General features: G+C 66.8%; 11 protein-coding genes. 9 read left to right on the top strand and 2 right to left on the bottom strand.

The genetic code is table 11. From position 1 onward, the window contains the following. Positions 1-39 precede the first annotated feature (39 nt). Complete coding sequence (locus OG300_RS11010) at positions 40-960, bottom strand: hypothetical protein (protein ID WP_405494789.1); 921 nt, start codon at positions 958-960, stop codon at positions 40-42. 173 nt (positions 961-1,133) lie between these two features. Between OG300_RS11010 and OG300_RS11005 the strand changes: the two genes are divergently transcribed. The 8 genes from OG300_RS11005 (at position 1,134) to OG300_RS10970 (ending at position 11,658) form a co-directional block, all read left to right on the top strand. After that, positions 1,134-3,002 (top strand): Na+/H+ antiporter, encoded by a 1,869-nt coding sequence (locus OG300_RS11005; RefSeq protein WP_405494787.1) that lies wholly within the window; start codon positions 1,134-1,136, stop codon positions 3,000-3,002. 201 nt (positions 3,003-3,203) lie between these two features. Continuing rightward, positions 3,204-3,662: a GNAT family N-acetyltransferase gene (locus tag OG300_RS11000; protein ID WP_405494785.1), complete on the top strand. Its 459-nt coding sequence runs from the start codon at positions 3,204-3,206 to the stop codon at positions 3,660-3,662. Between the two features lie 409 nt (positions 3,663-4,071). Next, positions 4,072-4,785 carry an HNH endonuclease family protein gene (locus tag OG300_RS10995; protein ID WP_405494783.1) on the top strand — a complete coding sequence of 238 codons (714 nt, stop codon included), beginning with the start codon at positions 4,072-4,074 and terminating at the stop codon, positions 4,783-4,785. Between the two features lie 145 nt (positions 4,786-4,930). Then, positions 4,931-6,718: a hypothetical protein gene (locus OG300_RS10990; RefSeq protein ID WP_405494781.1), complete on the top strand. Its 1,788-nt coding sequence runs from the start codon at positions 4,931-4,933 to the stop codon at positions 6,716-6,718. Then, a complete protein-coding gene (locus OG300_RS10985) occupies positions 6,715-8,541 on the top strand; it encodes a hypothetical protein (protein ID WP_405494779.1) in 1,827 nt (608 codons plus the stop codon). The genes OG300_RS10990 and OG300_RS10985 overlap by 4 nt, the downstream gene beginning before the upstream one ends. 131 nt (positions 8,542-8,672) lie before the next feature. Next, on the top strand, positions 8,673-9,494 hold the full coding sequence (locus OG300_RS10980) for an SDR family oxidoreductase (RefSeq protein ID WP_405494777.1): 822 nt from the start codon (positions 8,673-8,675) through the stop codon (positions 9,492-9,494). 12 nt (positions 9,495-9,506) lie between these two features. Beyond that, the gene (locus OG300_RS10975; protein ID WP_405494775.1) at positions 9,507-10,571 is read left to right on the top strand and encodes an AraC family transcriptional regulator ligand-binding domain-containing protein; all 1,065 of its coding nucleotides are present in this window, start codon (positions 9,507-9,509) and stop codon (positions 10,569-10,571) included. 115 nt (positions 10,572-10,686) lie between these two features. Next, entirely contained in the window at positions 10,687-11,658 is a 972-nt protein-coding gene (locus OG300_RS10970; RefSeq protein ID WP_405494773.1) for a patatin-like phospholipase family protein, read from the top strand. A gap of 26 nt (positions 11,659-11,684) precedes the next feature. On the opposite strand, the gene OG300_RS10965 is transcribed toward OG300_RS10970, so the two are convergent. After that, positions 11,685-12,152 (bottom strand): Fur family transcriptional regulator, encoded by a 468-nt coding sequence (locus tag OG300_RS10965; RefSeq protein WP_405494771.1) that lies wholly within the window; start codon positions 12,150-12,152, stop codon positions 11,685-11,687. A 117-nt stretch (positions 12,153-12,269) separates the two neighbouring features. On the opposite strand from OG300_RS10965, the gene OG300_RS10960 reads away from it, so the two are divergent. Next, positions 12,270-13,400 carry a HoxN/HupN/NixA family nickel/cobalt transporter gene (locus OG300_RS10960; RefSeq protein WP_405494769.1) on the top strand — a complete coding sequence of 377 codons (1,131 nt, stop codon included), beginning with the start codon at positions 12,270-12,272 and terminating at the stop codon, positions 13,398-13,400. Positions 13,401-13,436: the final 36 nt, after the last annotated feature.

Raw genomic sequence — 13,436 nt, 5'->3', positions numbered from 1 at the left:
CAATCACGGCACCGGCCTTGCATTTCAGTGGGTAAGCGGTCAGTCCTCATCCCCGAAGAGCACATCAGCACTGACGGCAGTTGCTGCTTTGTCCAACCACTTCAACAGGCGATCCGAATCGGTACACGACATGACGCGCTCTCGGACCTGATCGGAAACGGCTACAGCCCTTCCGTCAAGCATGTGCAACACCGCAAGAGCAAGCCCTTCGGCAAGCCCTTCGGCGTGTCCTTCAGTGCGTCCCTCCTCGATTCCCTCGCTGCGGGCCTGTTCTCGCATGCGCTGAGAGGTTTCGGAGCGGAAAAAAGAGAGGTCCACGGTCATCAACTGCCTCCAGAGTTGTCCTGCAGGACTCTTGCCCAATCCGAGTTCGGTGAGTTCGGCGAAGATGAGAGCGTCGTCCTCGTCGATCCTCTGTAGTGCGGTGGCCAGTGATTTCAGTATCGCACCGATCGCTGGATCCTTGGCGTGGGTGATGGCTGACAGTGTCGCCAGTGGGATGTCGTTCGCGGCGTCGTCCGCGACGTTCACCATCGGGACGTTGTGAGGACCGAGGGCCAGAGGGCGCAGGATGAGGCTGGCCCACTGGGCTGGGCCTATGTCGTATGGTTTCGACGCCCACGACGCGGTGGCCTTGTCTTGGCAGATGACGAGCAATACCGGTGGCAGGTCGTATTTCGCATGGACGTGCGCCAGGTAGTAGGCCCAGGCGCTGGGTTTGCCTTTCTCGTTTTTGCCTTGGGCTTCGACGAGTAGGAGGAATGGGCCCTCGTCGGTGTCTATGCGGAGCAGGGTGTCCACTCGGCGTTCGAGGGGTTCGATTTCAGTGAGGTCATTGGGTAGCAGGGAGACCGTGGTGGGTCTGGGGAAGGGGAGGTTCAGGGCGTCGAAGGCGCGGCCGAAGACCTCGGGGTGGTGCTGGAAGAGCCGGCGCATCGCTTCGTGTTTCGAGCCGACCATTCGAACACGCTATCGAGATAGGTTCGAAAGATTGTGCGAGTTGAGGGGAGGTTGTCCGGACTCTCCCGATTGGGTTGGGGGGCGGGTGGGTTGGGGGTGGAAGTGAAAGGAAGCGGTGTCTGTGTGTGCGAGCCGGTGCGCGGGATGGGGGGTGGGGCTGGCACGATGGGCGGGTGGAGTTGGCGTTCGGGCTCGTGGTGCTGGTGTCGGTGGCGGTGGCGTTGGCCGCCGGTGCTCGGCGGCTCGGGGTCGGGGAGCCGTTCGTATTGACGGTGGCCGGGGTGGTCGCCTCGTATCTGCCGTTGGTGCCGGAGTTCGATGTGGAGCCTGAGCTGGTGTTGCTCGGGTTGTTGCCGCCGCTGTTGTATACGACGGCGATTCGGACCTCGCTGATCGATTTCCGGCCCAAGAAGGTGTCGATCACGCTGCTGTCGGTGGGGTTGGTGCTGTTCACGGCGTTCGCGGTGGGCGGGGTGGTGTATTGGCTGCTGCCGGTGCCGTTCTCGGCGGCGGTGGCGATCGGGGCGATCGTCGCGCCGCCGGATGCGGTGGCGGCGACCGCGGTCGCGCGGCGGGTGGGGATGCCGCGGCGGATCGTGACACTGCTCGAGGGTGAGTCGCTGTTCAACGACGCGACCGCGCTGGTGACCCTGCGGACCGCGGTGGCGGCGATGGCGGGCAGCGTCACCATGTGGGAGGCGGGTGCGGACTTCCTGCGGGCGGCCGGTTTCGGTGCGCTCGTCGGATTCGCGGCGGCCCTGGTGCTGTCGTTCCTGCGGCGGCGCATCAACGATCCGGTGCTCGACACCAGTGTGTCGCTGCTCGCGCCGTGGATCGCGTATCTGCCCGCCGAGGCCATTCACGGGTCCGGGGTGATCGCGGTGGTGATCTGCGGTCTGATCCTGGGGCACGGTGCGCCCAAGTGGCAGAGTGCCGCCTCACGCATCGCCGAGCACACCAATTGGCGCACCATCCAATTCCTGTTGGAGAGCGCGGTTTTCCTGCTGATCGGTTTGCAGGTGCGCCATATCGTCGAGGCCGCCTGGCACAGCGGGCTGCCGCACACCACGCTGTTGATCACCTGCGCGGTGGTGCTGGTGACGGTGGTCGTGGTGCGTCCGATCTGGGTGTTCCCGGCCACCTATTTCGCGTGGACGATCGAAGGTAAGCGGCAGGGAAAACCCAAGCCGCCGTGGACCGGTCCGGCCGTGGTGGGCTGGGCGGGCATGCGCGGCGTGGTCACCCTGGCCGCCGCCCTGCTGCTGCCCAGCGACACCCCGGAACTGGCCACCCTGCGCCTGCTGGCGGTGGTCGTGGTGGGTGGAACGCTACTGCTGCAAGGACTTTCGCTCCCGACCCTGGTGCGGCTGCTGCGGCTGCGCGGCCCCAGCCAAGCCGAAGACCTGTTGCAGGAAGCCAACCTGCTGCAGCAGGCCACGACGGCGGGCTTGGCGGCCCTCGAAGCGAACATCGTCCCGGAAACCCCGCCCGACGTGGTCGACGCCCTGCGCAACCGAGTCGTGGTGCGAGCCCAGTCGGCCTGGGAGTTGCTGGGCCGCTCCGAATCCCAGCGCGTCACCCCCAGCGGCGAATACCGGCGACTGCGCCTGGCCATGCTGGCCGCCGAACGCGACGTGGTGCTGCGCATCCGCGACTCCGGCGCGATCGATCAGGAAGTGCTGCAGGCGGTGATGGCGACCCTCGACCTCGAGGAATCCACCATCGACCGCATCGCCGAAGCCGATGACGACGACGGCCTGCCGCTGAGCGCACCGCTCACCGCCGGAGCCTGCGAGCACCTGCGCGACGCCCCCACCGTCCGCAAGCCCGACCATCCGGACGCCTGCGACGAATGCCTCGAGGACGGTCTGGTCTGGGTGCATCTGCGCATGTGCCTGGAGTGCGGCCATGTCGCCTGCTGCGACTCCTCCCCCGGTAACCACGCCACCAAGCATTTCAACGACACCGGCCATCCGGTGATGCGCAGTGTCGAACCGGGGGAATCCTGGCGCTGGTGCTACATCGACGAACTGCTGGGCTGACCCGCGCTTCAGGCGAGGCGCTCGTGCACGAACCGTGCACCACGACTCCCCCGCTGGGACGGACCTGAACAGTCCAGATTTCGGTGATGGCGTCGTCGAGGCGGGCGGCGTTCGCGTCCCGCCGTCTCCGCCACATATTGTCGCCAGGTCGGCACGATGATCGAGACACTGCGCGCCGGCATGACTATTCGAGGAGGCGACATGCTCGAGGTACAGGTCCTCCATCCCGACGACTGGCAGCTATGGCGTCGACTTCGCTTGGAAGCCTTGGCCGAAGCGCCCGCCACCTTCGGTGCGACACTGGCCGATTGGAGCGGCGCGGGCGACACCGAGCCCCGGTGGCGGGCCCGACTGACCAGTGTCCCGTTCAACGCGATCGTCCACTGGAACGGAACTCCCGCAGGCATGGTCGGCGCGTTCCTCCCCGACGACGAACGAGCCGAACTGGTTTCCCTGTGGGTGGCACCGTCGGCACGAGGCCAGGGAGTCGGCGACGCGGCCGTCGGCGCGGTCCTGCACTGGGCCCATGCCCGCGACGTCGGCCTGTCGGTGAAGGCCGACAACCAGGCCGCGATCCGCCTTTATCGGCGCCACGGATTCCAGGACTGTGCAGCGCCTGACGAGACCGGCGAACATCGCATGCTGCGACCGAAGAGCTGAGGTCAGCGGTCCGACCCCTGACTGATGTGGTGGTGACTTTCCTTCGGAAGTCGCTGTGGCCTAGGAGGTTCGGTCTACCCCGAACTGCGGGGATGGTTCGGGGGCGTCGAGGCGGTCGCGAAATCCGATGTCGTGCTCGGTATCCCGGGCATCACCCGGGGTGTCACCATTTGGCGCTGTGATGGGCCGAGGCAGTCGTGGTCGGTTCTGTGGCCGGTGATGCGCAGGCTCTGACATCCCCGACCGTGGGGCGGTGGCCGGGCCGGACACGCCCTGCGACGCGCCTGCGCGCGGACCGGATTCGGACACTGGTACGCCGAATCGGTTCCCATACCGCACAATTGGGGACGTGAGCGTGCTGGGTGGTTGCGGCCCGACGCCGAGTTTGTAGTCTGGCGAAGGATGTTCGATGAGGGCCGTGGTGATGGTGTCGGCTGTGGTGCTGGCCGCCGCAGTGCTGAGTGGATGTAAGTCGACGAGTTCGGCGCCGAACGCGCCCGCGAATGTCGGGGCGGGGCAACAGACCTCGGCCGCCTCGGGGGCGACGCCGCAGTCGCCGTTGACGGGGTCGGCGGCGTTGCAGGTGCTGTCGCAGTTGCCGATCAAGGCGGCGGGCTCGATGAACGGGTACTCGCGGGATCAGTTCGGGTCGGCGTGGACCGATGACAACAATGCCCCCGGCGGACACAACAAGTGCGATACCCGCGACGACATCCTGCGCCGCGACCTCGTCGATGTGAAGCCGGCGACCGGCTGCCAGATCGAGTCCGGCACCCTGCACGACGTGTACACCGGCAAGTCCATCGATTTCGTGCGCGGGCCGAAAAGCTCTGTGGTGCAGATCGATCACATGGTGCCGCTGGGCAATGCCTGGATCACCGGCGCGCAGGGACTCGCGGCGGACAAGCGCAAGGATCTGGCCAATGATCCGCGCAATCTGGAGGCCGTGGACGGGCCGACCAACGAGGCCAAGGGTGACAGTGACGCCGCGGCCTGGCTGCCGCCGCAGCAGTCCTACCGCTGCACCTATGTCGAGCGCCAGGTGAATGTGAAGCAGATCTACGGACTGTGGGTGACGCAGGCCGAGCACGACGCGATGGCCAACCTGCTCAAGTCCTGCTGAGGTCCGGCACGGCCCGTTTCACTTCATCAGAGTGCACAGTGCGGCTATCGCACTGCACAGCCGTGCACGCTTTGACGAAAACTGCGGGCCGTTTCTGTCGATTTGTGAAGTGACGCCGGGCACACGCCGCTGACAGCATCCGTTCATGATGCAAAGCAGGGCAGCGCAACGACGCGCCGTTTCCACGCGGGGACGCCGCAGACGTGGCTTCGCGGTGGCGACCGTGGCCGCGATGGGGGCCGCGTTGACGTGGGGGCCGGGGCTCGCGGGGGCCGAATCCGCGGACGTGGGCGCCGCGAGCGACCGGCAGGAACAGATGATCGACTCCCGCGACGGAATCGTCGTCTCGTACGTGAGTTTCCTGCTGCCGCTTCCGGCTTCGGCGCCCGCGCATCCGGCGGCGTGCGACCGGGTGGGATTCCTGCGCTACCGCAGCGCCGACGGGCCCACCGCCTCCGCGGACGCCGATCATGTGGTGATCCAGGAGCAGGGTCTCGGCGGCGGCGCGATGAACTCCGACAGCGTGGCCTTCAATACCGTGCACTCGGCGCGGAACATGGGCCAGCACATCGAGTTCTGGGCGCTGGCGCGCCGCAGTGCGTGTCTCGATGAGACCGCGGGCTTCGATTTCGCGCTGCGCAGCGGCAACTATCTGGACGCGGTCGACTACTACTTCAACGGCAAGGCCCTCGACGGGCAGGTGTTCCCGGGGTTCAAGACCAACGATCAGCTCGCCGTGCTCGACGACATGGGCATGGAACGCATCGTGACCGACCAGTACGAGGTGATGCGGCACGAGATCCCCGATCGTGGTGTGCGACAGCAGAAGTACGTGTGCACCGGGATCTCGCTGGGTGGTCTGGTGACCGGGTTCTTCTCCGACTGGGATTTCGGCGCCGACGGGTCGGGCTCGGATCAGTGCGCCGCGTTCGCCGCGCAGGACACCATGATCTCCTCGGATCCGGTGGCGTTGCGCAATCTGCCGATCCTGCGCGATATCGCCGACGCGGTACTCACGCCCGCGGATTCCATGCTGCAGAGCGGTTTTCGGGCCGGGGTGCTGCCGCGCACCTTCGGTGAACTGCCGGTGCTGGGCACGAAATCGTTCATGATCCTGCGACTGGCGGGGCTGGCCGCGCACCTGGATCCGGACGGGGAGAGCGCGCTGCTGGCGCATCTGCCGCACGATCCGGTCATCGATTCGACGCTGAACTATCTGTTCGCGCCCACCTGGACCGGGTTCGCGAGCAATGGCGCGGACGGCTCGGGCACCATCCGCGACTACCGGTTCACCAACACCGCGCTGCTGGGTGAGCTCATCGACAACAACTCCAGCAACTTCACGCTGTTCCAGCAGGGTGTGGGCGCGCTCGCCGGGGGCCCGGTGCAGGAGAAGACCTTCCCGACTCCCGGTTCGGTGGCGCAGATTCCGCTGCTGGGCTCGTTCCTGCGGTTGAGCGCGGGCACCCAGACCCGGGTCGCGCCGACCGATCGCAGCGTCCTCTACACCTGGCGCAACTACGACAATGTCAGCGGAATCCCTTACACCGCACCCAATCACGAGGTCGCCGATATCCATGATGTGGCGCGGCAGCTGTCGACCGGGTCACCGGTCGCCTACTGGGAGACCTATTTCCCGTTGCGCACCCTCATCGATATCGGTGCGGGCTACGGCGGTTCGCGCAACGGGGAGATGACGCCGCTGAAGTATCACGCCACCAGCCGCGCCAAACCGAACTTCGTGGCCTTCGCCGGTGACAGCCCGGTGCAGCCGGGGGTCGGCACCTTCTTCCCCGCCCCGGCCACCGCGCAGGTGGTGACGCTGCCCGGTTACAACCATGTCGACACCATCGGCGCGGCCGCGGTGCAGAACGACGGTCGACCCGATTACAGCGGTGAGGAACTCGCCGCGTTCGTCCGGAGTCTGCGATGACGCGGGCGACGACCACCGCGGCGCTGACGCTCGCCGCGGTGTGCGGTCTGGCCGCACTGGTGTCGCCGGTGCGGGGCGCGGCCGAACCGGCGACGCTGGGGGTCCCCGATCGCGAGGTCGTCACGCCGGTCACCGGCGATCCGCTGCTGGGTGACGATGTCGAGGAAACCCTGGTGCGGCTGCACTATCCGAGCCCGTTGTCCACGATGGCGCATCCGGAGGCGTGCGATTGGATCAGCTATCTGCGCTATCGCTCCACGAGCGGTCCGGCCGAGACCGCCGACGCCGACGCGGTGCTCACCGTGCAGCCGGGCACCTTCTCCGGTGCCGCGAATCTGAATATTCAAGCGCCGCAGGTGGTTCGCAAGGCTGCCGCGCAGGGCAAGCACGTCGAGTACATTTCGCTGGAGCGTCGCGCCAACTGCGCGGAGGACCACACCGGCTGGGATGCCGCGCAGGCGGCCGGGGACTATCACCTCGCCGCGAACTACTACTTCCACGGCGCGACCATCGACGGGCACACCTACCACTATCAGACGCCGCAGGACCTGAACTATGTCAGCGAGTACGGGCTGGCGTTGACCCTCGACGACTGGCGTGCGGTGATCGAGCACGTGCTGCCGGATCCGGGTCAGCGCACGAAGATGTTCTGCGGCGGGCATTCCCTGGGTGCGTTCCTGACCGGGCCGATGATGGCGTGGAATTTCTCCGGTGATCCCGCGAACACCGATGCGGCCGGATTCAATCTGTGCGGTGGCGGCATCATCCCCGAGGACGGGTTCGCCATGACCGATCCGGCGGGCCTGTCGGGCACCGGGCTGCTCGACCAGTTCGCTTCGGCGGCAGGCGGAGTGGTCAAGACCGCCGTGAACGCGCTGCTGCAGAACGGGCTCTCGACCGCGCAGTGGCCGGTGCTGTCGGCCTCGGAGGTGATGAACACCTACGAGCTCGCCGCCATGGCCGCCGATCAGCATCCGGACGGCGAAAGTGACCTGGGCGCAATCGTTCCCGCCGATCTGCGCACCGAACCGTGGATGCGACTGTTCTACGGCAAGGACTATCTTGATCTGTTCACCGGCGCGAACCTGCCGCGCGATTTCCATCTGACCAATACCGCCGGGCTGGGCATGCTCTTCGACCAGAACTCTGCGGAGTACGTGTTGCAGGCGGGGCTGGGTTTCTATGACTGCCCGGTCGCGGGCAAGACCTATCCGGTGCCCAATGGTCTTGCCTCGGTGCCGATTCTGGGCCCGACGCTGTTCATCATTCCGCAGCGGGTCGGTTACGGGCAGAACTATGTGCCCGCCGATCACACTCAGCTCTGCGGCTGGCGCAACTACGACCAGGTGTGGCCCTCGAGCATCGACGGCCCGAACCTGGGTGGCGGACCGCCCACCGACCGTGATCACGAGGTCAGCGATATCCGGCAGTTCGCGCACGCGATGAATCCGGGCGGGCAGCCCACGGACTTCTTCGAGGAGTACACGCCGCTGCGGCTGATCACCGACATGGTCTTCGCCATGGGTCTGGGTCGCGACGGCGACCTGTCGCACATGCAGTACCGCACCGGCGGCATCCTGAATTTCCTGCTGCACGGCGACCGCTGGCAGAGCACGCCCGCCGGGCGACGCAATCTCACGCTGCTGGCGGGTGATTCACCGTTGCAGAACGCGGGATTGGGTGGACTGCTGCCGTACAACGCCAAGCTCATCCCCGGCTATCGCCATTACGACATCGTCACCGCCGCGGAGAAGCAGAACAGTGGCATGCCGGAGTCGGCGAGCACCTATATCGCGAATTTCATGACCACACCGCCCAATTGAGCGGTGTCCGATCGGTATCCGTGCCACCTCTCGCACCCGCGAGGGGTGGCACGATCGGATAGAACGTTGTCGTCGGAGGCCACTGCCGGGCCCGGTGCGCGTTCCTAGTGTTGGTGGGGAAAGGAGCCACCATGACACAGACCATTCTCATCACCGGCACTTCGAGCGGACTCGGGCGTGCGACCGCGCAACTCTTCCAGGCTCGGGGGTGGAACGTGGTTGCGACGATGCGCGATCCCGACGCCGAACGCGAGCTCACCGACCTCGACAATGTGCTCGTCACCCGACTCGACGTGCAGGACACGGCATCCATCGACGCGGCCGTCGAGGCCGCGCTGACCCGGTTCGGTCGCATCGACGCGCTGGTCAACAATGCCGGGTACGGCGCGTACGGCCCGCTCGAGGCGACACCGCTCGAGAAGATCCACCGGCAGTTCGACGTGAACGTCTTCGGACTGCTGGCGACCACGAAGGCCGTGCTGCCGCATTTTCGTGCCGCCGGGTCGGGCACCATCGTCAATATCTCCTCGATGGGCGGGCGCATCACCTTCCCGCTGGGCACGCTGTATCACGGCACCAAATTCGCGGTCGAGGGCCTGTCGGAATCGCTGCACTACGAACTCGCCGCGATCGGGGTGCGCGTCAAGATCGTCGAACCCGGCGGTATCCGAACGGATTTCGGTGGCCGCTCCTTCGATTTCACCAACGATGCACGACTGCTGGAATACCAGCCGCTGGTGGCGGCGGTGATGGGCAGCGTGGGTCCGATGATGGAGCACGGTTCGGCACCCGAGGACATCGCCGAGATCGTGCACCGGGCCGTCACCGACGGCACCGACACCCTGCGCTACGTCGCCGGGGACGACGCGCAGCAGCTGATGAAGACCCGCACGAGCTCCGACGACGCCGCGTTCTTCGCGGGCATGCGCGCACAGTTCGGCCTCGAGGTCTGAGCGTGTGATGCAATGACCGGGGAACTCGCCGGCGAGACGGGAGCCCTCCTGATGCGCAACAGCTACGCGCTCGACACCACCTGGCGCACCGTGCTGCCGGATCTCGGTGTCCGCCCCGCCGATGTGCTGCGTCGGGCCGGACTGCCCGAGGATCTGTTCGCGCAACCGTCGGCGCGACTGGAGCCTGCCGACTACTACCGGCTCTGGAACAGCATCGAAGCCGAGGTCGGTGCTGCGGCCCTGCCGATCCGGCTGTGCGAGGTCTTTCGCGCCGAATCCTTCTCCCCGCCACTGTTCGCGGCCCTGTGCAGTCCCGATTTCCTGGTCGGAGTGCAGCGCATCGGCCGGTACAAGGCATTGATCGGCCCGATGCGTCTTACCGTGTCCGACAACGGTTTCCGCGTGGTCATTCAACTGTCGTGGCCGGACATCACGCCACAGCCACCGACCTCACTGGTGATGCTGGAGCTGCTGTTCTTCGTCACGCTGGCCCGCCTGGGCACCCGCCAGCCGGTGCACCCGGTGGAGGTCACCACGACAGACCTGCCGGAGTCGTTGCGCCAGTACGAGGATTTCCTCGCCGCTCCCCTGCGCCGCGGCCCCGCACACCAACTCGTGTTCACCACCGCCGACGCCACCCTGCCGTTCCTCACCTCTAACGACCCCCTCTGGACAGTCTTCGAACCCGAACTGCGCCGCCGCCTCGCCGACCTCGAGGTGGCCGCCAGCACCACCGAACGAGTCCGCGCCGCCCTGCTCGAGGCCCTACCGAGCGGTTCGGCCTCCATCGACGCCATCGCCCGAAAACTGGCGCTGAGCAAACGAACCCTGCAACGCCGCATCGAAGCCGAATCCACCAGTTTCCAACACATCCTCGACACCACCCGCCACCACCTGGCCACCCACTACCTCGAACACACCACCCTCTCGATCGCCGAAATCTCCTTCCTGCTCGGCTTCACCGAACCCAACTCCTTCTACCGAGCCTTCCGCGCCTGGACCGGAACCACCCCCGACCGCCTACGGCGCGCTCCGGCCAGCTGGCAAGGCCATGCGCGGTCCTCTCACCAGGGGTGAGAGTCACTGTTTCAGATCGTTCGGGGATGTCGGGACCCGGGAAATTGCGGGGAGATCGCCGGGGGTCGTACGGTCGAAGGGGTTGCGCGGCGGCAGGCGAGCACAGGGAGCGCGGATGACGACAGGTAAGCAGGTCAAGCTCGCACTCGGCAGCGGGGGTGCGCGCGGATACGCCCATATCGGGGTGATCGCGGAATTGCAGGAGCGTGGCTACGAGATCGTCGGGGTGGCGGGTTCGTCGATGGGTGCGCTGGTGGGTGGGCTGTTCGCGGCCGGTCGCCTCGACGAGTTCACCGCGTGGGCAACGACTCTGGGCCAGTTCGAGGTGGTGCGGCTGCTGGATCCCTCACTGTCCGAACCGGGGGTGATCCGGGCGGGCAAGATCCTCGACCGCATCCGCGAGATGCTCGGCGAACTGCGCATCGAGGAGTTGCCGGTCCCCTATATCGCGGTCGCCACCGATCTGACCATGGGCCGCTCGATCTGGTTTCGCGACGGGCCCCTCGACAGCGCCATCCGCACCTCGATCGCGATTCCCGGTTTCATCACCCCGGTGGTGGCCGACGGGCATGTCCTCGTCGACGGCGGTGTCCTCGATCCGCTGCCGGTGGTGGCGACCATGGCGTTGGGGCCCGCGGATCTGACCATCGGTGTCGATCTGTCCGGACCGGTCGATCCGGCCTTCGATCGCGTGCAGCCGCGCCCGAACTGGTTCACCCAATGGCTGCGCACCCCCGCGCAGCGGCGCGCGCCCGCGGAACCGCACCCGCTCACCAGCATTCGCGCCACCGATGTCGCGCAGCGTGCCATCGATCTGATGCTGGCCGCGCTGACCCGCCACCAACTGGCGGCGCATCCGTCGGATCTGGTCATCTCGGTGCCCCAAAACGCTTGCGGCACCATGGATTTCCACCGGGCCGACTACATGATCGCGCTGGGACGGTCACTGACCGCGACGGCGCTGGACGCGCACAGCGTCGCGGCCGCTTCCCACCGCGCCGCGACCGGCCTCACCGCCGCCGCGAACGCCGCGCGGGAGGCCAACGGCGATGCCGCGAGCGGCCCCGAACCCACCCCGGCGGGCTGACCGACCCCGCATGTTCGGATGTCGCGCTATTCGGCGGAACGCTGACACGCCGGGCACAATCCGTGCAGGGTCAGCCCCGCGCTCTCCGGCAGCGCGAAGTGGCTGCCGGTGCGGGCTTCGGCCAGGGCGGTGGTGAGCCGTTCGGAGGGGACCTCGTCGATCGCGCCGCAGCGGGTGCACACCGCGTGGTGGTGCGGGATGTCGGTGGGGCCGTAGCTGGTGACGCGTTCGTCGATCACCAAGGCGTGCAGCACGTTCGCGTCGACCAGGGTCGAGACGGTGCGGTAGACGGTGGTCAGGTCCACGTCGTGGCCGGTCTCGGTGAGGCGCTGCTGGATCTGGGCGACGGTGAGATGCCCGTGTGCACGGGAATCGTCGAGCACCGACAGCACGGCCAGCCGCGGTGCGGTGCAGCGCAGTCCGTGCGCGCGCAGCAGCTGGCGCGCGTACTGCTCACCGGCCGGGGCGTGGGTGTGGTGTGGAGCGAGCGCCATGCGCCCAGTCTGCCGTCTCGGGTGCTCCCCCACCAACGCCCGTCTTGCCAATGAGTTGCAACAACGCCGTGCGCGCTTTACCTTCGACGAATTCGGTACGGAGGAAGAGGGCAGATCGTGGGGTCGAAAACACCGCAGCGCAGATCGTTTCGCGCGCTCGCCGCCGGCCTGGCCCTGACTCGTGAGGAGTGGTCGCGGCTGGCGGTGATGGCGGCTGTCATCATCGTGTTGCACGTGGTGGGCTGGGTGACGCTGGTGGCGCTGGTGGCTCCGCAGCATTTCAGCCTGGGTGATCGCACGCTGGGCATCGGGGTCGGGCTGACCGCCTACACCCTGGGTATGCGGCACGCGTTCGACGCCGATCACATCGCCGCCATCGACAACACCACCCGCAAGCTCATGCACGACGGCAAACGGCCGCTGTCGGTGGGTTTCTTCTTCTCGCTGGGGCATTCGTCGGTGGTGTTCGGGCTGGCGTTGCTGCTGTCGCTGGGCATCAAGGCGATCGTGGGGCCGGTCGAGGACGATTCCTCGGCGCTGCACCATTACACCGGGCTGATCGGCACCACCGTGTCGGGCACGTTCCTGTATGTGATCGCGGCGTTGAACATCGCTGTGCTGGTGGGGATTGTGCGGGTGTTTCGGCGCATGCGCGGCGGCGAGTTCGACGAGGCGGAGCTGGAAAACCAACTGGCGCAACGTGGTCTGGTCAATCGACTGCTGGCGCCGGTGATGAAGTCGGTCACCGAGTCGTGGCAGATGTATCCGATCGGGTTGTTGTTCGGGCTGGGTTTCGACACCGCCACCGAGGTGGCGTTGCTGGTGCTGGCGGGGACCAGTGCCGCGGCGGGCCTGCCCTGGTATGCGATCTTGTGCCTGCCGATCCTGTTCGCGGCGGGCATGAGCCTGCTCGACACCATCGACGGCACGTTCATGAATTTCGCCTACGGCTGGGCGTTCGCGAAACCGGTGCGCAAGGTCTACTACAACATCACCATCACCGCGCTGTCGGTGGCGGTCGCGTTGATCGTCGGCACGGTGGAACTACTGGGTCTACTGGCCGACCAGTTCGGTTGGCGCGGTGCGTTCTTCGACCGGATCGGCGATCTCGACCTCAACCTGATCGGCTATCTGATCGTCGGACTGTTCGTGATCACCTGGGCTGCCGCGGTGCTGACGTGGCGTTACGGCCGCATCGAGGAGAAGTGGAGCACCGGGCTGCGCACCGGTGCGCGGTTGCCCGACTGAGCGGTCCGAGCTCGCCCGCCCCCGGCAGTCATCGTC

Origin of the sequence: Nocardia sp. NBC_00511 (assembly GCF_045161165.1) — a bacterium.
In the GTDB taxonomy this organism is placed as follows: Bacteria; Actinomycetota; Actinomycetes; order Mycobacteriales; family Mycobacteriaceae; genus Nocardia.
This window is presented reverse-complemented; position numbering and strand designations above follow the sequence as displayed.

Bases quoted from the DNA above. Each gene is read 5' to 3' on its own strand.
- OG300_RS11010 (WP_405494789.1), bottom strand. From the start codon at position 960: ATGGTCGGCTCGAAACACGAAGCGATGCGCCGGCTCTTCCAGCACCAC.
- OG300_RS11000 (WP_405494785.1), top strand. From the start codon at position 3,204: ATGCTCGAGGTACAGGTCCTCCATCCCGACGACTGGCAGCTATGGCGT.
- OG300_RS10995 (WP_405494783.1), top strand. From the start codon at position 4,072: ATGAGGGCCGTGGTGATGGTGTCGGCTGTGGTGCTGGCCGCCGCAGTG.
- OG300_RS10990 (WP_405494781.1), top strand. From the start codon at position 4,931: ATGATGCAAAGCAGGGCAGCGCAACGACGCGCCGTTTCCACGCGGGGA.
- OG300_RS10985 (WP_405494779.1), top strand. From the start codon at position 6,715: ATGACGCGGGCGACGACCACCGCGGCGCTGACGCTCGCCGCGGTGTGC.
- OG300_RS10980 (WP_405494777.1), top strand. From the start codon at position 8,673: ATGACACAGACCATTCTCATCACCGGCACTTCGAGCGGACTCGGGCGT.
- OG300_RS10975 (WP_405494775.1), top strand. From the start codon at position 9,507: ATGACCGGGGAACTCGCCGGCGAGACGGGAGCCCTCCTGATGCGCAAC.
- OG300_RS10970 (WP_405494773.1), top strand. From the start codon at position 10,687: ATGACGACAGGTAAGCAGGTCAAGCTCGCACTCGGCAGCGGGGGTGCG.
- OG300_RS10965 (WP_405494771.1), bottom strand. From the start codon at position 12,152: ATGGCGCTCGCTCCACACCACACCCACGCCCCGGCCGGTGAGCAGTAC.